The 21,617-nt window shown below is 70.5% G+C and carries 20 protein-coding genes; 11 read left to right on the top strand and 9 right to left on the bottom strand.

The window, feature by feature from the left end:
- Nucleotides 1-94: 94 nt before the first annotated feature.
- Entirely contained in the window at nt 95-1,291 is a 1,197-nt protein-coding gene (locus AB0I54_RS16945; RefSeq protein ID WP_363296761.1) for an argininosuccinate synthase, read from the bottom strand.
- 189 nt (nt 1,292-1,480) lie between these two features.
- On the opposite strand from AB0I54_RS16945, the gene AB0I54_RS16940 reads away from it, so the two are divergent.
- The 3 genes from AB0I54_RS16940 (at nt 1,481) to AB0I54_RS16930 (ending at nt 3,817) form a co-directional block, all read left to right on the top strand.
- Nucleotides 1,481-2,341, top strand: a complete 861-nt coding sequence (locus tag AB0I54_RS16940) for a hypothetical protein (RefSeq protein WP_363296760.1) — start codon at nt 1,481-1,483, stop codon at nt 2,339-2,341.
- Between the two features lie 183 nt (nt 2,342-2,524).
- Nucleotides 2,525-3,112: a pyridoxamine 5'-phosphate oxidase family protein gene (locus AB0I54_RS16935; protein ID WP_363296759.1), complete on the top strand. Its 588-nt coding sequence runs from the start codon at nt 2,525-2,527 to the stop codon at nt 3,110-3,112.
- A 3-nt stretch (nt 3,113-3,115) separates the two neighbouring features.
- Nucleotides 3,116-3,817, top strand: coding sequence for a L,D-transpeptidase family protein (locus tag AB0I54_RS16930; RefSeq protein ID WP_363296758.1), 702 nt, complete (start codon nt 3,116-3,118; stop codon nt 3,815-3,817).
- Here AB0I54_RS16930 and AB0I54_RS16925 read toward each other — a convergent pair.
- Nucleotides 3,804-5,318, bottom strand: a complete 1,515-nt coding sequence (locus AB0I54_RS16925) for a HAMP domain-containing sensor histidine kinase (RefSeq protein ID WP_363296757.1) — start codon at nt 5,316-5,318, stop codon at nt 3,804-3,806. The two genes, AB0I54_RS16930 and AB0I54_RS16925, sit on opposite strands and share 14 nt — an antisense overlap.
- Nucleotides 5,315-6,055: a response regulator transcription factor gene (locus AB0I54_RS16920; RefSeq protein ID WP_363296950.1), complete on the bottom strand. Its 741-nt coding sequence runs from the start codon at nt 6,053-6,055 to the stop codon at nt 5,315-5,317. Before AB0I54_RS16920 ends, AB0I54_RS16925 begins: the two co-directional genes overlap by 4 nt.
- A gap of 168 nt (nt 6,056-6,223) precedes the next feature.
- Between AB0I54_RS16920 and AB0I54_RS16915 the strand changes: the two genes are divergently transcribed.
- The 5 genes from AB0I54_RS16915 to AB0I54_RS16895 are packed head-to-tail and all read left to right on the top strand — an operon-like array spanning nt 6,224 to nt 11,171.
- Complete coding sequence (locus tag AB0I54_RS16915) at nt 6,224-7,576, top strand: ferredoxin reductase family protein (RefSeq protein ID WP_363296756.1); 1,353 nt, start codon at nt 6,224-6,226, stop codon at nt 7,574-7,576.
- Nucleotides 7,577-7,583: 7 nt separating this feature from the next.
- The gene (locus AB0I54_RS16910; protein ID WP_363296755.1) at nt 7,584-8,075 is read left to right on the top strand and encodes an FMN-binding protein; all 492 of its coding nucleotides are present in this window, start codon (nt 7,584-7,586) and stop codon (nt 8,073-8,075) included.
- Between the two features lie 59 nt (nt 8,076-8,134).
- The gene (locus AB0I54_RS16905; RefSeq protein ID WP_363296754.1) at nt 8,135-9,517 is read left to right on the top strand and encodes a ferredoxin reductase family protein; all 1,383 of its coding nucleotides are present in this window, start codon (nt 8,135-8,137) and stop codon (nt 9,515-9,517) included.
- 60 nt (nt 9,518-9,577) lie between these two features.
- Entirely contained in the window at nt 9,578-10,378 is an 801-nt protein-coding gene (locus AB0I54_RS16900) for an FMN-binding protein (protein WP_363296753.1), read from the top strand.
- Nucleotides 10,379-10,430: 52 nt separating this feature from the next.
- Entirely contained in the window at nt 10,431-11,171 is a 741-nt protein-coding gene (locus tag AB0I54_RS16895) for an FAD:protein FMN transferase (RefSeq protein WP_363296752.1), read from the top strand.
- A 229-nt stretch (nt 11,172-11,400) separates the two neighbouring features.
- Here AB0I54_RS16895 and AB0I54_RS16890 read toward each other — a convergent pair whose 3' ends face one another.
- The 5 genes from AB0I54_RS16890 to argC all read right to left on the bottom strand — a co-directional run bounded on the left by AB0I54_RS16890 (nt 11,401) and on the right by argC (nt 16,421).
- Nucleotides 11,401-11,940: an arginine repressor gene (locus AB0I54_RS16890; protein WP_363296751.1), complete on the bottom strand. Its 540-nt coding sequence runs from the start codon at nt 11,938-11,940 to the stop codon at nt 11,401-11,403.
- A gap of 7 nt (nt 11,941-11,947) precedes the next feature.
- Nucleotides 11,948-13,144 carry an acetylornithine transaminase gene (locus tag AB0I54_RS16885; protein ID WP_363296750.1) on the bottom strand — a complete coding sequence of 399 codons (1,197 nt, stop codon included), beginning with the start codon at nt 13,142-13,144 and terminating at the stop codon, nt 11,948-11,950.
- A complete protein-coding gene (argB, locus tag AB0I54_RS16880) occupies nt 13,141-14,082 on the bottom strand; it encodes an acetylglutamate kinase (RefSeq protein ID WP_363296749.1) in 942 nt (313 codons plus the stop codon). Before argB ends, AB0I54_RS16885 begins: the two co-directional genes overlap by 4 nt.
- A gap of 162 nt (nt 14,083-14,244) precedes the next feature.
- Nucleotides 14,245-15,396: a bifunctional glutamate N-acetyltransferase/amino-acid acetyltransferase ArgJ gene (gene argJ, locus AB0I54_RS16875; protein ID WP_363296748.1), complete on the bottom strand. Its 1,152-nt coding sequence runs from the start codon at nt 15,394-15,396 to the stop codon at nt 14,245-14,247.
- Complete coding sequence (gene argC / locus AB0I54_RS16870; RefSeq protein ID WP_363296747.1) at nt 15,393-16,421, bottom strand: N-acetyl-gamma-glutamyl-phosphate reductase; 1,029 nt, start codon at nt 16,419-16,421, stop codon at nt 15,393-15,395. Before argC ends, argJ begins: the two co-directional genes overlap by 4 nt.
- A gap of 281 nt (nt 16,422-16,702) precedes the next feature.
- Here argC and AB0I54_RS16865 point away from each other — a divergent pair, with 281 nt between their 5' ends.
- Together AB0I54_RS16865 and AB0I54_RS16860 are read left to right on the top strand one after the other, a co-directional pair.
- On the top strand, nt 16,703-17,854 hold the full coding sequence (locus AB0I54_RS16865; RefSeq protein WP_363296746.1) for a glutathione-independent formaldehyde dehydrogenase: 1,152 nt from the start codon (nt 16,703-16,705) through the stop codon (nt 17,852-17,854).
- Between the two features lie 166 nt (nt 17,855-18,020).
- A complete protein-coding gene (locus tag AB0I54_RS16860) occupies nt 18,021-18,461 on the top strand; it encodes a carboxymuconolactone decarboxylase family protein (protein WP_363296745.1) in 441 nt (146 codons plus the stop codon).
- On the opposite strand, the gene AB0I54_RS16855 is transcribed toward AB0I54_RS16860, so the two are convergent.
- Entirely contained in the window at nt 18,448-20,931 is a 2,484-nt protein-coding gene (locus AB0I54_RS16855) for an alpha-L-arabinofuranosidase C-terminal domain-containing protein (protein WP_363296744.1), read from the bottom strand. The two genes, AB0I54_RS16860 and AB0I54_RS16855, sit on opposite strands and share 14 nt — an antisense overlap.
- A 182-nt stretch (nt 20,932-21,113) precedes the next feature.
- Here AB0I54_RS16855 and AB0I54_RS16850 point away from each other — a divergent pair, with 182 nt between their 5' ends.
- Complete coding sequence (locus tag AB0I54_RS16850) at nt 21,114-21,557, top strand: DUF6314 family protein (RefSeq protein WP_363296949.1); 444 nt, start codon at nt 21,114-21,116, stop codon at nt 21,555-21,557.
- Nucleotides 21,558-21,617: the final 60 nt, after the last annotated feature.

Here is a 21,617-nt window from a genome sequence, read left to right as displayed (position 1 = left end):
CTCCTAGAGAGAGACGGATGTGCCGCCGCCTCCCTGCCGACCGGCGGTCAGGGAGGCGGCAGTGGCGTTACTGCTTACGCGAGGTCGCGTCAGGCTACGCCCGCGACTGACGCTGCGCCGCGATCTTCGAGGACATGCTGTAGATGTCGATGAAGCCCTTGGCCGCGGCCTGGTCGAAGGTGTCGCCCGTGTCGTACGTGGCGAGGTTGAAGTCGTACAGCGACGACTCGGAGCGCCGGCCGGTGACGACCGCGCGGCCGCCGTGCAGGGTCATCCGGATGTCGCCGTCGACGTGCTGATTGGCCTCGGCGATGAAGCCGTCGAGGGCGCGCTTGAGCGGGGAGAACCACTGGCCGTCGTAGACCAGTTCGCCCCAGCGCTGCTCCACCTGCCGCTTGTAGCGGGCGAGTTCGCGCTCGACGGTGACGTTCTCCAGCTCCTGGTGGGCCGTGATGAGCGCGATCGCGCCCGGGGCCTCGTACACCTCGCGGGACTTGATGCCCACGAGACGGTCCTCGACCATGTCGATCCGGCCGATGCCCTGGGCGCCGGCGCGCTCGTTGAGCTGCTGGATCGCCTGGAGGACGGTGACGGCCTTGCCGTCGATGGCGACGGGGACGCCGTGCTCGAAGGTGATGATCACCTCGTCGGCCTCGCGGGGCTCGGCCGGGTTGGAGGTGTACTCGTAGATGTCCTCGATCGGGGCGTTCCAGATGTCCTCCAGGAAGCCCGTCTCGACCGCGCGCCCGAAGACGTTCTGGTCGATGGAGTACGGGGACTTCTTGGTGGTGGCGATCGGGAGCCGCTTGGCCTCGCAGAAAGCGATCGCCTTGTCGCGGGTCATCGCGTAGTCGCGGACCGGGGCGATGCACTTGAGGTCGGGGGCGAGGGCGACGATGCCGGCCTCGAAGCGGACCTGGTCGTTGCCCTTGCCGGTGCAGCCGTGGGCGACCGTGGTGGCGCCGTGCTTCCGGGCGGCGGCGACGAGGTGCTTGACGATCGCCGGCCGGGACAGGGCGGAGACCAGCGGGTACCGGTCCATGTAGAGGGCGTTGGCCTTGATCGCCGGGAGGCAGTACTCGTCGGCGAACTCGTCCTTGGCGTCCGCGACCTCGGCCTCCACCGCCCCGCACGCGAGGGCGCGCTTGCGGATGACGTCCAGGTCCTCGCCGCCCTGACCGACGTCGACCGCGACCGCGATGACCTCGGCGCCCGTCTCCTCGGCGATCCAGCCGATGGCGACGGAGGTGTCCAGACCGCCCGAGTAGGCGAGTACTACGCGCTCGGTCACTGGTGTCTCCTCACCGTGCATTGCCGACATGCATGAGTATGCAGTGTTCTGCATGATTCGTCAATCCGCGAACCCGTCGGGAGAGTTTCGAAGAGACGTTGAACAGACGAAACCGCTTTCCCGTACTCACCCCCGAACGCCGGCGCCACGTTCGCAGAAACCCACTCCTGACCCAAGTGAGGCATCCGCATGTCCAGGGCTCTTCCGAAGTACAACAAGCGTCGCGTGGCCGTCATCGGTGGCGCTGCCGCCGTGGCGCTGTCCGGCGCGGTCATCGCCGGCTCCGCCCTCGCCGGGACGCCTGCCAAGAGCGGCAGCGCCACGAACGCCCGCACCCTCGCGAGCCCCGGCACGATCACCTGCCCGGACGTGGCCTCGAAGCTCCCGGCGATCCCCGCCTCCGCCAAGGCCGAGGTCGACCGCAACCTCGCCCTGCTCCAGACCCAGATCCAGGAAGCCAACAAGCGCCTGGTCGACACCGTGGGCCAGGGCGGCCCCAACTTCGTCAACAACGCCATCCTCGGACCCCTCAAGGACAAGCGGGTGGCGACCGTCAACCGCATCGCCACGGCGATCGGGCGTACGGCCGCCAAGCCGACGGGCCTGGACGCGCTGGCACCGTGCACACTGAACGCGGGCGGCGCGAACGCGGGCACCAACACGGGCGGTGCCGCCGCGGGCAACAACGCGACGGCCACCCCGGGCGCGACGGGCGCGCAGCAGTCCACCGGCGGCACGAACAACGCCAACGCCGCCGTGGGCACGATCAGCTGCCCGGACGTGGCCTCGAAGCTCCCCGCGATCCCCGCCTCCGCCAAGGCCGAGGTCGACCGCAACCTCGCCCTCCTCCAGACCCAGATCCAGGAAGCCAACAAGCGCCTGGTCGACACCGTGGGCCAGGGCGGCCCCAACTTCGTCAACAACGCCATCCTCGGCCCCCTCCAGGGCAAGCGCGTCTCGACGATCGACCGCATCGCCATCGCCATCGGCCGCACGTCGGCCAAGCCGACGGGCCTCGACTCCCTGGCCGCCTGCACGCTCACCAAGTGAGGTGACAGGTTGCTGTGGCCGCCCCGCACTCCCTCCGGCCGGGGCGGCCACGGTGGACAGGTGGACCGGTCGACCGCGGGATCGCGGGATCACCGGATCGCGGGTCGCCGGATCGCGGATCGCGGATCGCGGGTCAGGGAAATCCTTAGACAGCCGAAAGGACTCTCCCGATAATCGTTGGCCATGGGAAAGACCTATGAGCGCATCGACGGCAGGCTCCGCACGTTCATCGAGGAACAGCCCCTCTTCTTCACCGCGACCGCACCCCTGTCCGGCGACGGCACCGTCAACCTCTCCCCCAAGGGCCTCAAGGGCTCCTTCGCGGTGCTCGACGAGCACACCGTGGCGTATCTGGACTTCGCCGGATCCAACGCGGAGACCATCGCGCATCTGCGGGAGAACGGCCGGATCACCCTGATGTGGTGCGCCTTCCAGGGCCCGCCGAACATCGTGCGGGTGCACGGGCGGGGCGAGGCCGTCTTCCGTGACGACGCCCGGTTCGGGGAGCTGCTCAGCCACTTCCCCGGCATCGACCCCACCCCGCACGGCCTGCGCGCGATCATCGTCGTCCACGCCGAACTGGTCCGGGACACCTGCGGATACGCGGTGCCCTTCATGACGTACGACGCGGACCGCGATCTGCACGGAAAGCGCTTCGCCCGCGAGGACGACGCATCGCTGAGCGACTACTTCCGGAACAAGGAACACGTGGCGACTAGCCTGGATGGCCTACCAGGGCTGCCGCTGCCGCTCCCGCCCTCTACCGTCTGAGCCATGCGCCCCGGTGTCGTGGTCACCCTCGCCTCCCTGTCCCTCCTCACGCCCGGCTTCGCACCGGCCGGTGCGACCGCCCCGCTGCCCGCCCGTATGGCGGACACCGGGGGCGGCACCCAGCTGATCACCGCTCAGGCAGCAGGCACCGCCTCGACGTCGGGCACGCTCATCTGGTGGGACCTGCGGGGCGGGCAGTGGGTGCAGGCCGGTTCGGCACCGGCCCGCTTCGGCGCGAGGGGGCTCGCCGAGGGGGCGTCGCGCAAGCAGGGCACGTACACGACGCCGACGGGGCTGTACGACCTGCCGTTCGCCTTCGGCATCAAGGCGGCCCCGGGCGGTACGTCCGTCACCTACCGTCCGGTGCACGAGAACTCGTGGTGGTGCCAGGACAACGCGTCCCGCTCGTACAACCGCTGGACCGAACCCCTCCCGGCCGACTGCCGCGCCTCCGAGTCCGAGCACCTCGTCTCGTACGCCGGTCAGTACGCCCACGCGCTCGTCATCGGCTTCAACTACGCGCATCCGGTGCGCGGGCGGGGGGCCGGGATCTTCCTGCACGTCAACGGGAGCGGGGCCACGGCGGGTTGTGTGTCGGTGCCGGCGGACGCGATGCAACGCATCCTGAAGTGGGCGGACCCGAAGGCGCGTCCGCACATCGCGATCGGAACGGCGGCCGGGACGACGGCGATCACCCGGTACTGAGCGCCACCGGCAGCCGTACCGAGAACGTCGTCGCCCCGGGGCGGCTCTCCAGGCCCACGCTTCCCCCGTGCGCCTCCACCACCGCCGCCACGATCGACAGACCCAGCCCGGCGCCGCCGCCCGAGGCGTCCGTGCGGCGGCGGTGCTCGGCCCGGGTGAAGCGCTCGAAGACGCCGGGCCGGACGTCCTCGGGGACGCCGGGGCCGTCGTCGTGGACCTTCAGGGTCGCCGTCCTGCTTCCGTCCGCGCCGCCCTCCGTATCGCCCTCCGTGTCCAGGGACACCGTCACCTTCGTGCCAACAGGTGTGTGCAAACGCGCGTTGGCCAACAGGTTGGCCAACACCTGTTGGAGACGATGCGCGTCGCCGGTCACCGTCACCGGCTCCTCCGGCAGCTCCAGCGTCCAGCGGTGATCGGGGCCGGCCGCGCTGGCGTCCGTGACGGCGTCCAGGACCAGATGGGTGAGGTCGACGGGGCGGCGCTCCAGGGGGCGGCCCGCGTCCAGGCGGGCGAGCAGCAGCAGGTCGTCGACCATCTCGCCCATCCGGGAGGACTCGGCGGCGATCCGCTCCAGCGCCCGGGTGACCTCCGGCGGCACGGGCCCGGGGTGGAGCAGGGCGAGTTCCGCGTGGCCACGGACCGAGGCGACCGGGGTGCGCAGCTCATGGCTGGCGTCGGCGGCGAAGGTGCGCAGCCGCTCCTCACTGGCATGCCGCTTGGTCAGGGCGTCCTCGACATGGCCCAGCATGCGGTTGAAGGCGGCGGCGACCCGGCCCACCTCGCCGCGCGGGTCGGCCTCGGGGGCCCGGGGCGGCAGCGCCACCTCACCGCTGGCCAGCGGGAGTTCGCTGACCCGGGTGGCGGTCGCCGCGACCCGGCTGAGCGGACGCAGCGACCAGCGGACCCACAGCGCCCCGGTGACGCCCGCGACGGCCAGGGCCAGGCCGAAGACGATCGCGGCGACCAGTTCCAGCCGGTGCACGATGGCCTCCACCGGCTCCAGCGGCAGGCCGACGATCAGCACATCGCGGTCGAGGCCCCGGGACGCCACGACCCGGTAGTCGTCCAGGGAGGAGAGGCGGACGGTGTGGGCCCTGCCGTCGACCGGTACCGCGGCCAGCCGCCGCTGGTCCGCGTCGGTCAGGTCGACATTCAGCTCCACGGCCAGGTTCCCGGAGCGGACCAGCCCCTTGTTGGTGACCGTGCCGTTCACCAGGCGGGCGCCGAAGGTGCCCGTGGCCTGTCTGCGGGTGTCGCCGTGCTCGTCCCCGTCGTGATCGTTCGGCAGCCGGCCGCTGTGCTCCAGACTCGCCGGGAACCGGGTGCCGACCTGGACGAGTTGTTCGTCGAGGCGCTGTGTGAGGTAGCCGCTGAGCCCGACCACCGCGGCGAGCCCGACGGCCGCGCAGCTCACCGCCAGCAGCACCACCAGGCCCACGGTGAGCCGGGCCCGCAGGGTACGCGGCCGGGGCAGGCGCCGTAGCCGGCGCGGGAGTCTCACCTGCCCACCGGCTTCAGCACGTACCCGGCCCCGCGCACGGTGTGGATCATGGGCTCGCGGCCCGCGTCCACCTTCTTGCGCAGATACGAGATGTACAGCTCGACGACATGGGCGCGGCCGCCGAAGTCGTACGACCACACCCGGTCGAGGATCTGCGCCTTGCTGAGCACCCGGCGTGGATTGCGCATCAGGAACCGCAGGAGCTCGAACTCGGTCGGGGACAGTTCGATCAGTTCGCCGGCCCGGGTCACCTCACGGGCCTCCTCGTCCATGACCAGGTCGCCGACGGCCAGCCGCGGGCCCTCCTCCTGCTGCCGGGCCATGCCCGCCCGCCGCAGCAGTCCGCGCAGCCGGGCGACGACCTCCTCCAGGCTGAACGGCTTGGTGACGTAGTCGTCGCCGCCCGCGGTGATCCCCGCGATCCGGTCCTCGACCGCGTCCCGGGCGGTGAGGAAGAGCACACAGACGTCCGGCTTCACCTCGTGCAACGAGCGCAGCACGGCGAAGCCGTCGGTGTCGGGGAGCATCACGTCGAGGACCACCGCGTCGGGCAGCAGCTCGCGTGCCGCGGTCACCGCGCCGGCGCCGTCGCCGGCCGCGCGCACCTCCCAGCCCTCGTAGCGCAGGGCGCCGGTGAGCACCTCGGCGAGGTCCGGGTCGTCGTCGACGACGAGGACACGTAGGGGGGTGCCGTCGGGCCGGGTGAGGGCGGGCCGGCCGGAGCGGGTCGTGTGCATCGCGTTCATCGCGTCTACAGCATCGCTCCTCCCGGCGGCCGCGGGTGACCCCCGTGGCTCTGAGTTTCCTGTGAGTGGGCCCACAGGGCGCCGTCTCAGAGCTTCCTCAGAGGTTCACGCAGCACAGTGGCACGGCGGACGGGAGCACCCGGGAGAAAGGGCCCACACATGACCACCCTGTACGAACGGCGGGCGGCGCCGGCCGTGACGCCGGTTCCCCGCAGCTCCCCCGCGGGCCCCCTGCTCGCCCTGCTGTGGGCCGGGGCGGCGGCCGTGGTGGCGCTGTGGTGGACGGACACCGGTTCGGTCGTCGGTACGGCCGGCTGGCTGACCGGCGCCGGGCGGATCGCCGGGCTGCTGTGCGGGTACTCCTGCGCGGTGCTCGTCGGGCTCATGGCCCGGGTGCCGCTCCTGGAGCGGCGGATCGGCTCGGACCGGGTGGTGCGCTGGCACGCGATGGCGGGCCGCTACACGGTCTGCCTGCTGGTCGCGCACATCGTGCTGATCCTCGCCGGGTACGCCGCCCAGGACGGCGCCTCGATCGTCCACGAGACGGTCACGGTGATCCTCGACTATCCGGAGATGCTCAAGGCCACCGCGGGCACGGTGATCCTCTTCGCCGTCGGCATCACCTCGGCGCGGGCGGTGCGCCGCCGGACCAGCTACGAGTTCTGGTACTACGTCCATCTGCTCACCTACGCCGCCGTCTTCCTGGCCTTCGGCCACCAGTTGGCGCTCGGCAACGACTTCAACGGGAAGCCGGTGGCCACGGCGGCCTGGTACGCCCTGTACCTGGGCGTCGCGGCCCTGGTGGTGTGGTTCCGGGTCCTCGTGCCGGTGAGGCTCAATCTGCGTCACCGGCTGCGGGTGGAGTCCGTGCACCGGGAGGCGCCGGGCGTGTACTCGGTCGTCGTACGCGGGCGGCGGCTGGCGGAGCTGGGGGCGCGGCCGGGGCAGTTCTTCCGCTGGCGGTTCTTCGGGCAGGGCATGGGCTGGACGTCGACGCCGTACTCGCTGTCGGCGCCGCCCCGCCCCGACCTGCTGCGCATCACGGTCAAGGCGCTCGGCGACCACAGCGCGGCGGTGTCCCTGCTGCGGCCGGGCACCCGGGTGTGGGCGGAGGGGCCGTACGGCTCCCTGACCGCCGACCGGCAGACCGCGCACAGGTCCCTGCTGATCGCGGGCGGCGTCGGGATCACCCCACTGCGGGCGCTGTTCGAGACGCTGCCCGGCGAGGTGACGCTGCTCTACCGGGCCCGTACGGCCGAGGACCTGGCCCTGGGCGGGGAGCTGGAGGCCATCGCGCGCTGGCGCGGGGCGAAGGTGCTGTACGCCCTCAACGGCGCGCACGGGGAGCGCCCGGCACTCACCGCCGACGCCCTGCGCGCGACCTTCCCCGACCTGTCCGGGCACGACGTGTACATCTGTGGTCCGCACGGCTTCGCCCAGGACCTGTACGGGGCGCTGCGCGCCGCCGGTGTGCCGGACCGCCGTATCCACCACGAGTCGTTCGAGCTGTGAGGCCCCCGTGCACGCGTTGAAGAAGACCCGACCCCTGCGCCGCATCGTGCTGGCGAGCGCGGCCACCGTCTCCGGGATGGTGCTGCTCCTGTCGCTGAAGCCGCACACGAGCCCGGCTCTGGCAGTGGGCACGCAGTCGCCCGTGCCGTCCAGCAGTGCGAGCGCGTCGGCCGGCGGGTCCTCGGGCGGGTCCAGCGGATCCACCGGCAAGAAGGCCACCGGTACGAAGACGGTCACCGGCGACTCGGTCCAGACCCGCTGGGGCCCGGTCCAGGTGCGGGTCACGGTGAAGAACGGCAAGCTCACGGAAGTGACCGCCGTCACCTACCCGCAGGACAATCCGCGCGACCAGGAGATCAACAGTTACGCCATCCCCCAGCTGCGGCGCGAGGCACTGGCCGCGCAGAGCGCAGAGATAGACACGGTCTCCGGAGCGACGTACACGAGTGACGGCTACCGCCAGTCGCTCCAGTCCGCCTTGGACTCTGCCGGAGTCTGAACACACAGGAGTCGAGGCACGTATCAGTGGGCCAAGGGTCAAGTCCCCACGGAGGAACCGTGACCACCACGCTCGCAGGCGGACGTGCCGCCCGCCGCCAGACGATGCGCCGCATCCGCCCGCGCCGCTCCCCGGCCGTCCCGCTGCTGATCGCCGTGTGGGCGGGCGCAGCGGCCGTGCTGGGGCTGTGGTGGCACAACACACCGTCCATCGCCGACGACAACGGCAAGATCCTGAACGCGGGCCGGATCACCGGTCTGCTGGCCGGCTACCTCATGGCGCTGGTCGTGCTGCAGATGGCCCGGGTGCCCGCCCTGGAGCGGCGCGTCGGCTCGGACCGGGTGGCCCGCTGGCACGCCATGAGCGGCCGGTACACGCTCTGTCTGGTCTTCGCGCACATCTTCCTGACCATGTGGGGCTATGCGCTCCAGGCGGGCAAGTCGCTGGGCGACATCGTCCAGCAGACCATCGACTCCATCACCCAGCTGCCGGACATGGGCAAGGCCGCCATCGGCACGGGTCTGTTCGTGGTCATCGGGCTGACCTCGATCGGTGTGGTCCGCCGCAGGCTGCCGTACGACGCCTGGTACCACGTGCACCTGTTCACCTACGCGGCGGTGTTCCTGACGTTCTGGCACCAGATCACCACCGGCAACGACTTCGCCCTGGAACCCGCCGCGAAGACCTTCTGGTACGGGCTGTACGGCTCGGTCACCGCGTTGGTGCTCTGGTACCGCATCCTCACCCCGATCCGGCTGAACCTGCGTCACCGCCTGCGCGTCGAGGCGGTCATCGAGGAGACGCCGGGCATCGTGTCGGTGCTCATCGGCGGCCGCAAGCTGCACCGGATGGGCGCGGAGGCCGGGCAGTTCTTCCGGTGGCGGTTCCTGGCTCCGGGCATGCGGTTCAGCTCGCACCCGTACTCGCTGTCGGCGGCGCCGCGTCCGGACATGCTGCGGATCACGGTGAAGGCGATCGGCGACCACAGCGCCCGGTTGCGCGAGCTGCGCCCCGGCACCAAGGTGTGGGCGGAGGGCCCGTACGGCGCCATGACGGCCTCCCGCCGCAGCCGCGGCAAGGTGCTGCTGGTCGCGGGCGGCGTCGGCATCACGCCGATGCGTGCCCTGTTCGAGACGCTGCCCGGCGCGGCCGGCGACCTGACCCTGCTCTACCGGGCCAACACCACCCAGGACCTGGCCCTGTGGGACGAGCTGGCGGTCATCGCCAATGAGCGCGGTGCCCGGCTGATGTACGCCGTGAACAGCCCGGAGGGCGAGCGGCCGGACATCTCCGCGGACACCCTCCAGCGGAAGATCCCGGACATCGACCGGCACGACGTGTTCATGTGCGGCCCGCCCGGGTTCGCGCAGCAGGTGTACGAAGCGCTGCGCGGCGCGGGGGTGCCCGCCCGCCGCATCCATCACGAGTCGTTCGAGATGTGAGCGACGGGAAACCACGGAACCTCCACGGGAACTCGACGGGAAATCAGGAGCTCAGAAGAGATGCGGAAGAGCCACCCCATTCGGCGCGTCGTGCTGGCCACCGCGGCCACCGTCTCCGGTGTCGTACTGCTGCTGTCGCTGAAGCCGTCGACGGACCCCGCCTCGGCGTCGGCGGCGGGTGCGGCGCCGCAGCAGACGGCGGCCGGGCAGGAGTCGCCCCAGGGCGGGGCACAGGCGGCCGGGACGGGCACGGTGACCGGTGACGCGGCGCAGACCCAGTACGGGGTCGTGCAGGTACGGCTGACCGTCGCCAACGGCAGGATCACCAAGGCCGAGGCGGTGCAGGCACCGAAGGGCGGCACGAGCGACCAGAAGACCGCGCTGTCCGTGCCCAAGCTCAACCAGGAGGCCGTGGCCGCGCAGAACGCGAACATCGACTCCGTCTCCGGCGCGACCTACACGAGCACCGGCTACAAGAAGTCGTTGCAGTCGGCGCTGGACAAGATGAAGGCGGCGGCCGGCTCGTCGGGGTCGTCCGGCACAGCCGGCTCCGGTTCGTCCGCCGGCTCCGGTGGGGCCGCGCAGGCCACGAAGACCGTGACCGGGCAGGTCGCGCAGACCCAGTACGGGCCGGTCCAGGTCCGTATCACCGTCGCCAACGGCAGGATCACCAAGGCCGAGGCGGTGCAGGCGCCCAAGGGCGGCACGAGCGACCAGAAGACCGCGCTGTCCGTGCCCAAGCTCAACCAGGAGGCCGTGGCCGCGCAGAACGCGAACATCGACTCCGTCTCCGGCGCCACCTACACGAGCACCGGCTACAAGCAGTCGCTGCAGTCCGCGCTGGACCAGGCCGGTGGCTGAGGCCGTGGCCGAGTCGGAAGCTCCCGCCGCGGTGCGTCGGGCGGAGGAGGTCATGGGGACCGTCTTCTCCTTCGACGTCCGCGGCGGGGAACCGCATGCCGTACAGGCGGCCCTCGACGAGGCGGTCGCCCAGCTGCACCGGGTCGACGAGGTGTTCAGCACCTACCGCGAGGACAGTCAGGTGTCCCGGCTGGCCCGCGGCGAACTGACCGTGGCCGCATGCGATCCCGAGGTCGCCGAGGTGCTGGAACTGGGCACCGAGGCGGAGCGGCTGAGCGACGGCTGGTTCAGCATGCGCTACCGGGGCCGGTTCGATCCGACCGGGATCGTCAAGGGCTGGTCCGCGGAGCGCTGCGCGCGGCTGATCGCGGAGACGGCCGGGGTGAGCGGCGTGAGCGTGAACGGCGGCGGGGACGTCCAGATGTTCGGCGCGCCGGAGCCGCAGCGGCCGTGGCGAGTGGGGGTGTCGGATCCCCTGCGGCCCGGTGGGCTGGCGGCGGTGATCTCGTCCGCCGGGGTGTCGGAGCTGGCGGTCGCCACGTCCGGTACGGCGGAGCGCGGGGCGCACATCGTGGATCCGCGGACGGGGAAGTCGGCGGTCACGGATCTGGTCGCGGTCACGGTCGTCGGCCCGAGCCTGACATGGGTGGACTGCTGGGCCACGGCAGCGTTCGCGATGGGCTCGCGGGAGGGCCTGGCGTGGCTGGAGTCGCTACCGGACGTGGAGGCCCTGCTGATCACCGCGGGCGACGAGGTGCGCTGCACGGGGGGCTTGGCGGCACGGCTGGGGTGACGGGTGGTACGGCTGGCCGGGGGCGCGTGCTGCGGCTGGCCGGGGGTGGGTCGCGCGGCCCGGCGCTCACGGGGTGCCGCTGCGCCCACCCGTGCCGCCCCAGGCGGCACGACTGCCCGCAGCTGGGGCAACTGGATGGCAAGCGGTCACCGCAACACCCTAGGGGCGCGGGGAACTGCGCGACCGGCCACACACGAGCCGCAGTCGGCACATCACAGGAGCCCCACCCTCAGTGGCCGTTCTGAGCCAATCGCAGCAGATGTTCCGCCAGCGCCTGCCCCCCTGACGGATCACGACTGATCAGCAGCAACGTGTCGTCACCGGCGATCGTCCCCAGGATGTCGTGCAGCTCGGCCTGGTCGATGGCCGAGGCCAGGAACTGCGCAGCCCCCGGAGGGGTCCGCAGGACCACGAGATTGGCGGAGGCCTCCGCGGAGATCAGCAGCTCCTGGGAGAGCCGCCGCATCCGCTCCTCCTTCGCCGACTCCCCCAGCGGAGCGCGCGGCGTGCGGAAGCCGCCCTCGCTCGGGACCGCGTAGATCAGCTCACCGTCGGTGTTGCGGATCTTCACCGCGTTCAGCTCGTCCAGATCCCGGGAGAGCGTCGCCTGGGTGACGGTCAGCCCGTCATCGGCGAGGAGCTTCGCCAACTGGCTCTGGGAGCGCACCGGTTGCCGGTTGAGGATGTCCACGATCCGGCGGTGGCGTGCGGTGCGGGTCTGCGGCACGGCAGGCCCCGCGGTCTGCTCGTGGTCCTGCGCCTGGCTCATCGTCGTCTCATTCCCCGGCTCGTCCGTCCCCGTTCGCTGCTTCGAGGATGCCGGGCAGCGCCCGGAGAAGGGCGTCCGTCTCGTCGTCGGCGAGATTCAGCGGCGGCATCATCCGTACGACGTCGGGGGCGGGCGCGTTCACCAGGAATCCGGCCTCCTGAGCCGCCTGCTGCACCTGCGGCGCGAGCGGCTCGGTGAGCACGATACCCAGGAGGAGGCCCGCGCCCCTGACATGGTCGATCAACGGGTTGCCGAGTGACTCGATTCCGTCCCGCAGCGTCTCGCCCTGCCGCTTGACGTTCTCCAGCAGTCCCTCGTTCGCGATGGTGTCGAGGACGGCGAGTCCGGCGGCGCAGGCGACCGGGTTGCCGCCGAAGGTCGTGCCGTGGTGGCCCGGCCGAAGCAGCTCGGCGGCCCGGCCGAAGGCGACGGTGGCGCCGAGCGGCAGCCCGCCGCCCAGGCCCTTGGCCAGGGTCACGACGTCCGGCAGGACGCCCTCGTGCGCCTGGTACTCGAACCAGCTGCCGGTCCGCCCGATGCCGGTCTGCACCTCGTCGAGGACGAGCAGGGACCCGGTGGCCGCCGTGATGGCGCGGGCCGCCTTCAGATAGCCGGCCGGGGGCACCACGACCCCGTTCTCGCCCTGGATGGGCTCGATGACGACGAGGGCGGTCTCCTCGGTCACCGCGGCCGCCAGGGCCTGCGCGTCGCCGTAGGGGACGTGGGTGACGTCGCCGGGCAGCGGCAGGAACGGCTCCTGCTTGCCGGGCTGGCCGGTGAGCGCGAGGGCGCCCATCGTACGGCCGTGGAAGCCGCCCTGGGTGGCGACCATGTGGGTGCGTCCGGTCAGCCGGCCGATCTTGAAGGCGCCTTCGTTGGCCTCGGCGCCGGAGTTGCAGAAGAAGACCTTGCCGTCGCGGCCGAAGTGCTCCAGGAGGCGTTCCGCGAGGGCGACGGGCGGTTCGGCGATGAAGAGGTTGGAGACATGGCCGAGGGAGGCGATCTGCCTGCTGACGGCCTCGACGACGGCCGGGTGGGCGTGGCCGAGCGCGTTGACCGCGATGCCGCCGACGAAGTCGAGGTATTCCTTGCCGTCGGCGTCCCACAGCTTCGCGCCCGCGCCGCGCACGAGAGGCAGCCGAGGAGTGCCGTAGTTGTTCATGAGCGCGCCCTGCCACCGCGCGGTCAGTTCCTGGTTGCTCATGATTCCCCCTGTTCGTCCGGCTTCTCGTCGGGCACGACCATCGTGCCGATGCCTTCGTCGGTGAAGATCTCCAGCAGGATCGAGTGCTGGACCCGGCCGTCGATGACTCGGGCGGTGTTGACGCCGTTGCGCACGGCGTGCAGACAGCCCTCCATCTTCGGCACCATGCCGGAGGACAGCTCCGGCAGGAGCTTCTCCAGCTGGGAGGCGGTGAGGCGGCTGATCACCTCGTCGGAGTTCGGCCAGTCCTCGTAGAGGCCCTCGACGTCGGTGAGGACCATGAGTGTCTCGGCGCCCAGTGCCGCAGCGAGTGCCGCAGCCGCCGTATCAGCATTGACGTTGTAGACATGTCCGTCGTCCTGACTGCGGGCGATGGAGGAGACGACCGGGATACGGCCGTCGGCGAGCAGGGCCTCGATCGCGCCCGTGTCGATCTCGGTGATCTCGCCCACCCGCCCGATGTCGACCAGTTCGCCCTCGATCTCGGGCTTGTGCTTGGTGGCGGTGATGGTGTGCGCGTCCTCGCCGGTGAGGCCGACGGCCAGCGGTCCGTGCTGGTTGAGCAGCCCGACCAGCTCGCGCTGCACCTGCCCGGCCAGCACCATCCGTACGACGTCCATGGCGTCCTCGGTGGTGACCCTGAGGCCCGCCTTGAACTCGCTGACGATGCCGTGTCTGTCGAGCGCCCGGCTGATCTGCGGTCCGCCGCCGTGCACGACGACCGGCCTGAGGCCGGCGTGGTGCAGGAACACCACGTCCTGCGCGAACGCGGCCTTCAGCTCCTCGTCGACCATGGCGTTGCCGCCGAACTTGATCACGACGGTCCTGCCGTTGTGCCGGACCAGCCAGGGCAGCGCCTCGATGAGGATCTGCGCCTTGGGCAGGGCAGTATGTTTGCGGGTCGAGGACTTTCGCTCTTCTGAGTGATTGACCGTCATAGCCGACTTTCGGAAAGATCTCGGATCAGCCGCCGGGTGGGCGGTGTTGGCCTGCGGAGGTGGCGTAAGACTCATCTCGGACACGTCCGGGACGAGCGGCCGCCTGTGGAACTGGAACCCTCGTTGGCGACGACGAGGACCCGCGACAACCAAGCGGGCACGTCAAGACGAATAGGCGCTGTTCTCGTGGACATAGTCGGCCGTGAGGTCGTTGGTCCAGATGGTCGCAGATTCATTGCCTGCCGCGAGGTCCGCCACAATGTGGACCTCGCGGTAGCGCATGTCGACCAGTTCGCGGTCCTCGCCGACGCCGCCGTTCTTGCACACCCAGACGCCGTTGATGGCGACGTTGAGCTGGTCCGGCTCGAAGGCGGCCTGTGTGGTGCCGATGGCGGACAGGACGCGGCCCCAGTTGGGGTCCTCGCCGTGGATGGCGCACTTGAGGAGGTTGTTGCGGGCGATGGAGCGGCCCACCTCGACGGCGTCGTCCTCGGTCGCGGCGTTGATCACCTCGACCTTGATGTCCTTGCTGGCTCCCTCGGCGTCCCGGATGAGCTGCTGGCCGAGGTCGTCGCACACGGTCCGTACGGCCGCCGCGAACTCCTCGTAGCCGGGGGTGACCCCGGCCGCGCCCGAGGCGAGCAGCAGCACGGTGTCGTTGGTGGACATGCAGCCGTCGGAGTCGACCCGGTCGAAGGTGACCTTGGTGGCGGCCCGCAGCGCCTTGTCCAGGACCTCGCTGTCGAGGTCGGCGTCGGTGGTGAGGACGACCAGCATGGTGGCGAGGCCCGGCGCGAGCATGCCCGCACCCTTGGCCATGCCACCGACGGTCCAGCCGTCCCCGGTCACGACGGAGGTCTTGTGGACGCTGTCGGTGGTCTTGATGGCGATGGCGGCCTTCTCGCCGCCGTGCTCGCTCAGGGCCGCCGCGGCCGTCTCGACGCCCGGGAGCAGCTTGTCCATCGGGAGCAGGACGCCGATGAGGCCGGTGGAGCAGACGGCGACCTCGATGGGGCCGCGCCCGAGCACCTCGGCAACCTTCTCGGCGGTCGCGTGGGTGTCCTGGAAGCCCTTCGGTCCCGTACAGGCGTTGGCGCCGCCGGAGTTGAGGACGACGGCGGAGACCTGGCCGCTCTTCAGGACCTGCTCGGACCACAGCACCGGCGCGGCCTTCACACGGTTGGAGGTGAAGACACCGGCGGCGGCGCGGCGGGGCCCGTTGTTGACCACGAGGGCCAGGTCCGGGTTGCCGTTCGCCTTGATCCCGGCGGCGATGCCCGCCGCCGTGAATCCCTTGGCTGCCGTGACGCTCACGGTGCGACTCCGATCGTGGAAAGCCCCGTGGTCTCGTCGAGTCCGAGGGCGATGTTCAGGCTCTGGACGGCACCGCCCGCGGTGCCCTTGGTCAGGTTGTCGATGGCGCTGATCGCGATGATGCGGCCCGCGGCCTCGTCGTGTGCGACCTGCACCTGAACGGCGTTGGAACCGTGGACGGACGCCGTGGCGGGCCACTGGCCCTCGGGCAGCAGGTGGACGAAGGGCTCGTCGGCGAAGGCCTTCTCGTAGGCGGCGCGGACCGTCTCCGCGGTGACACCGGGGCGGGCCTTCGCGCTGCACGTGGCGAGGATGCCCCGGGACATCGGCGCGAGGGTGGGAGTGAAGGAGACGGAGACCTTCTCCCCGGCGGCCGCGCTCAGGTTCTGGATCATCTCGGGGGTGTGCCGGTGCCCTCCCCCGACGCCGTACGGCGACATCGAACCCATGACCTCGCTGCCCAGCAGGTGCGGCTTGGGCGTCTTGCCCGCGCCGGAGGTGCCGGAGGCGGCGACCACCACGGCCTCGGGCTCGGCGAGCCCCGCCGCATAGGCCGGGAAGAGGGCGAGGGAGACGGCGGTGGGGTAGCAACCGGGCACCGCGATGCGCTTGGACCCCTCCAGCGCAGCGCGGCCACCCGGAAGTTCGGGGAGGCCGTAGGGCCAGGTCCCGGCGTGCGGGGAGCCGTAGAACCGCTCCCAGTCCGCGGCGTCCTTGAGCCGGAAGTCGGCGCCCATGTCGATGACGATCACATCCGGGCCGAGCTGCTCGGCGACGGCGGCGGACTGCCCGTGGGGCAGGGCGAGGAAGACGACGTCATGTCCGGCGAGGGCTTCGGGGGTGGTCTCCGCCAGCACGCGGCCGGCCAGCGGAAGGAGGTGCGGCTGCAGGGCGCCGAGCCGCTGACCCGCGTTGGAGTTGCCGGTCAGGGCCCCGATCTCGACCTCGGGGTGCGCAAGGAGCAGCCGCAGGACCTCTCCGCCCGCGTACCCGCTCGCTCCGGCCACCGCCGCTCGTACCGCCATGTCACCCTCCTCTGGATGGCATGACTATACGTTTCGCTGCACGTTTATGCAATCCTGAGATCAGGCCCGAGATCACGAAGACGGCCGGAACAAGGAGCCCGCCACGCCCTCGCCGGAGGTTGCGGTCGGCACCGCAGGGGCGTTTTCTGGAAGTGTCCGGCGGTAAAGCGAGAGCGCCCGGGGCCACGGCACAGACCGTTGGCCCGCGCCTGCTTGTGTGCCCCCCGGGTAGCGGCCCGCCGTCGCCGCCGTCATCACAGTCCGATGCGGAGGTGACCGAGGTGAAAGCGGTCGTATACGAGGAGCCTTTCCACGTGGCCGTACGGGACGTGGACGATCCACGGATCCAGCACCCCAACGACGTGCTCGTACGCGTCACGTCGACCGCGATCTGCGGCTCGGATCTGCACATGTACGAGGGCCGCACAGCGGCCGAGCCCGGCATAGTCTTCGGACACGAGAACCTCGGCGTGATCGAGGAGGTCGGTACCGGCGTGATGTCCCTGTCCCAGGGAGACCGTGTCGTGATGCCCTTCAACGTCGCGTGCGGGTTCTGCAAGAACTGCCTCGCCGGGAAGACCGGGTTCTGCCTGACGGTCAATCCGGGCTTCGCGGGCGGGGCGTACGGATACGTGGCGATGGGACCCTACAAGGGCGGCCAGGCAGAGCTGCTGCGCGTGCCCTTCGCCGACTTCAACTGCCTGAAGCTGCCGCCGGGTGAACAGTTCGAGACGGACTTCATCCTGCTCGCCGACATCTTCCCGACCGGTTACCACGGTTGCGAGCTCGCCAAGGTCATACCCGGCGAGAGCGTGGCCGTGTACGGCGCCGGGCCCGTGGGACTGATGGCCGCCTACTCCGCGCTGCTGCGCGGTGCGTCCAAGGTGTTCTCCGTCGACCGGGTGCCGGAGCGGCTCGCCAAGGCGGCGGAGATCGGGGCCATCCCCATCGACTTCACCAAGGGTGACCCGGCCGAGCAGATCAAGGAACAGACGGGAGGAGAGGGCACCGACAAGGGCGTGGACGCCGTCGGGTACCAGGCCCAGGCGCACGACGCCAGTCACGAGGAACCCGCCATCGTCCTCAACGCGCTCGTCATGACGGTCCGGCCCACCGGCATGCTCGGTGTCCCGGGCCTGTACGTCCCGTCCGACCCGGGCGGACCCGACGAGCACGCCAAGCACGGCCAGCTCCTGGTCTCGATCGGCAAGATGTTCGAGAAGGGCCAGCAGATGGGCACCGGCCAGTGCAACGTCAAGCAGTACAACCGCCAGCTGCGCGACCTGATCATCGCCGAGCGCGCCAAGCCCAGCTTCGTGGTCTCCCATGAGCTGCCGCTGGACCAGGCGCCGGAGGCGTACGAGAAGTTCGACAAGCGGATCGAGGGCTACACCAAGGTCGTGCTGCACCCCGAGCACGCACTCGCGGCGTAGCACCCACGCGGCAGAGAAAGGAAGCCGGGCGCACGGGACATCACCTGTCCCGTGCGCCCGCGCGTCCGGCTTGACCTGGAGTGCGCTCCAGCTCCTACCGTTTTTGCCGAAGAACCCCCATCGAACGACTGCTCCACGTACGGCAGTCGAGGACGGATGAGCCCACATGAGCGAGAGCACCACCCGTGAAGAGCGCTTCGCCCGTGGTCTGAAGGTGCTGGACGGCGTCGACGGCGAGGCCGGCAGGCGGGTCATCGACTCGCTCGCCGACATCAGCCCCGAACTCGGCCACCAGATAGTCTCCTGGGGCTTCGGGGAGATCTACACCCGGCCCGAACTGTCGCCGCGGGAGCGCCAGTTGGTGACGCTGGGCATGCTCACCGCGCTCGGCGGCTGTGAGCCTCAGCTGGAGGTGCACATCAACGCGGCCCTGAACGTGGGCCTCACACCCGAGCAGATCATCGAGGCGCTGCTGCACTCCGCCGGGTACTGCGGCTTCCCCAGGGCGCTCAACGCGACGTTCGTCGCGAAGAAGGTCCTCGCCGAGCGCGGGCTGCTGCCGCTGGGGCAGCAGCCCGCGGACGACTCTGCGGCTACCTCTGTCTGATCCGCAGGAAGGTGACGGAGTTCGCCGGGAAGGTGTACGTGAACCGGTCGGCGACTCTCGTGAAGGTGGACGTGACCGGGGCGACCGCCGTGGACGTCTCGGTGTTCACCGCGTCGGGCGCGGCCGCCAGGGTGGTCACCCGGGCCCTCGGCGCGACCTCGGCGCCGCCCAGGTCGATCGCCGTACGGGCCGCCGTGGACTGGACGTTGACGACCTTGACGATCAGCTCACCGGTCCTGGCGTCGTGCGTGACGACCTGGCGGAACGGCTCGGCCGGCCGGTCGTCGGCGAAGCTGCCCCACTCCTGGCCGTCGAGGTAGAGGGTGACCTGGCGGCCCCGCACCTTGATGTCGATGTCGTAGGTGCGGCCGGTCTCGATCGTGCCGGCCTTGGAGATCAGCGTCGACTTGCCGCCGTCGACGGCCTGCTCGACGGCGCTGGTGGTGTTGTTCCAGCCGCCCAGGTTCCACCAGTAGTAGTTGCCGGTGTCCTTGACGCCGAAGGCGACCAGGAAGCCCTCCTTGCCGGACTTCTTGGTGGCCTTCGCGTGCAGGTCGTAGTCGTGCCAATTGACGTCACCGGCCGAGACCATGGTGTTCTCGGCGGTGTCGGAGGTCTGGACGTACTGCCCGTCCTGGACGCTCCAGTTGCCGGTGCCGGTGTGGGTCCACCGGGAGGCGTCGCCGGAGAAGTCGTCGTCGAGGAGCGTCGTCCCGTCCGCCGAGGTGACCTTCACGTCGTCGTAGGCGGCGCTGGTGTTCCAGGTGGACAGGCCGACGGCGCCGCTGATGGGAGCCTGCAGTGACGGCGTGCCGGTGGCCGTCGAGGGGATCACGCGGTCGCCCACGTTGTTCATGAACAGCTTCTGGACCTCGTAGTTGGCCGAGCCCCAGGAGGAGTGGTTGTCGAACCACACCAGGTCCGGGCTCCACTGCACATAGTCCTCGTTCGCGAACAGCGGCGCGTAGGAGGCGAGCTTGACGACGTCGGCGTTGCGCTCCAGACCGGTCATGTAGGCGGCCTCGGCGAGGCCGTTCTTGAAGGCGTTGCCCCAGGAGGCGTATTCGCCGAGGAAGACCTTGGGACCGCCGCGGTCGTAGGAGTCGTAGCGGTCGTTGTTCTGCAGGAACCACTGCGGGCTGTTGTAGTAGTGCTCGTCGACCATGTCGACCTTGGCGTCCTTGTTGAGCCGCCAGGCCGTGTCGAAGGTCGAACCGGCGTCGTCCGGACCGGAGTTGGAGATCACGGTCACGTCGGGGTACTTGGCCTGGATCGCGGCGCGGAACTGCTTGAAGCGGGCGAAGAACTCGTTCGGGAGGTTCTCCTCGTTGCCGACCTCGATGTGGGTGAGGTGGAAGGGCCTCGGGTGGCCCATCTCGGCGCGCTTCTTGCCCCATGCGGAGGTGACGGGGCCGTTGGCGAACTCGATGAGGTCGAGCGTGTCCTGGATGTGCCGCCGGAGCAGTGCGTCGTCGTCGACGGCCTTGTTCTGGCCGCAGCCGGTGACCAGGGCCGGGACGACGGGCAGCGGCATCGCGCCGATGTCCTCGGCTAGGCGGAAGTACTCGTAGTAGCCGAGGCCGTACGACTGGTTGTAGCCCCAGAAGTTGGCGTTCGTGGCGCGCTGCTCGACCGGGCCGATGGTGTCCTTCCACTGGTACGAGCGCTTGCGCTGCCAGCCGGAGGACTCGCTGTAGTCCTGCATGGAGCCGGTGTTGACCAGGCAGCCGCCGGGGAAGCGCACGAAGCCCGGGTGGAGGGCGGCGATCTTCTCGGCGAGATCCTTGCGCAGGCCGTTGGGCTCGTGCTTGTAGGTGTCCCGGGGGAACAGGGACACCATGTCGAGGGCCGCGGCGCCGGAGGAGGCCACGGTGAGCCGGCCGGCGGTGCTGGTGCGGGTCGCGGTGAAGGAGGCCCGGTACTGGGCCCAGCCGCCCTTCACGGCCGTCCGCCGGGCCTTGGTCAGCGTGCCGTCGGCGTCCTGGAGGGTGAGGGTGAGGTCGGTGCCGCTCTCGGCGCGGGCCCACACCGAGAAGTCGTACGTCTTGCCCTGTTCCACGGCGATGCCGGTGTTGTAGCCGGCGTTCGTGACCGCCGAACCGGCGCCCAGCGAGAGGTAGTTGCGGTTGCGGTCGTTGAGGCGGCCGGAGTCGTTCACGACCTGGGCGCTGCCGGTGACCGTCCAGGCCGTCAGCGGGGTGTACGACTTGTTGTCGTCGGTGGAGTACTCGAAGGACCGGTTCTGCACGAGCTCGGCGTACAGGCCGCCGTCGGCCGCACGGTTGATGTCCTCGAAGAAGACGCCGTACATGGTGTCGTCGATCGCGGCGCCCCTGGCGGTGGGATCGACGGTGATCGCGTAGTCGGTGACGTCCTCGGCGTGGGCGGGTGCGGGGGTCATGGCCGTGGCGAGCAGGAAAGCGCTTGCTCCCAGGCCGATTCTCCAGCGGGTGCGGGTGGTGCGTGACATGGATACTCCGCGGCTCTTGTCGGATCGTTCGCGACGTTCGAAATATCAGACAACGATCAGCACTTCGAACGGCAAGATAGGGAAGGGGTGTGAGCACGTCAACGGGGCCTGCGCGGGGACGTAAGGTCGACGGCATGGACGGGCTGCCACGAGGAGGCGTTCCGCGCCACGTGTCACACGGCGTGGGCGGGTTCTGGCCCGTGCCGGACGTGCTGGCTCATCTGGCCGGGCGCTGGCGGGTGGAGCGGACCGTGCGGGACCTGGCGAGCGGCGACGAGGGGTGGTTCGTGGGCAGCACCGTCTTCCGTCCACTGACCGGGGGCGGACTGCTGCACGAGGAGTCCGGCCTGTTCACCTGGCAGGGCGTGACCCGTCCCGCCGAGCGGACCCTGCGCTTCCTGCCCGGAGAGACGCCAGGCACCGCGGACGTCCGCTTCGCCGACGGACGGCCCTTCCACGACCTGGACCTGACCTCCGGCCGGCACATCACCGACCACCCCTGCTCCGCGGACCTCTACCGGGGCGAGTTCACCGTCCGGGACGCGGACCACTGGCGGACGGTGTGGCATGTCGCCGGCCCCACGAAGGACCTCGTGCTGACCACCGACTACGCGCGCGTGGGCTGAGTCGACGCCCCGTCGAAACGCTGCACCGGCCGCGCCTCCAGCACGAACACGAGGGCAGCG

This window comes from Streptomyces sp. NPDC050625 (genome assembly GCF_040654755.1).
GTDB lineage: Bacteria > Actinomycetota > Actinomycetes > Streptomycetales > Streptomycetaceae > Streptomyces.
The sequence above is the reverse complement of the archived record's forward strand: the minus strand, read 5'-3'. Positions and strand labels throughout refer to the sequence as shown.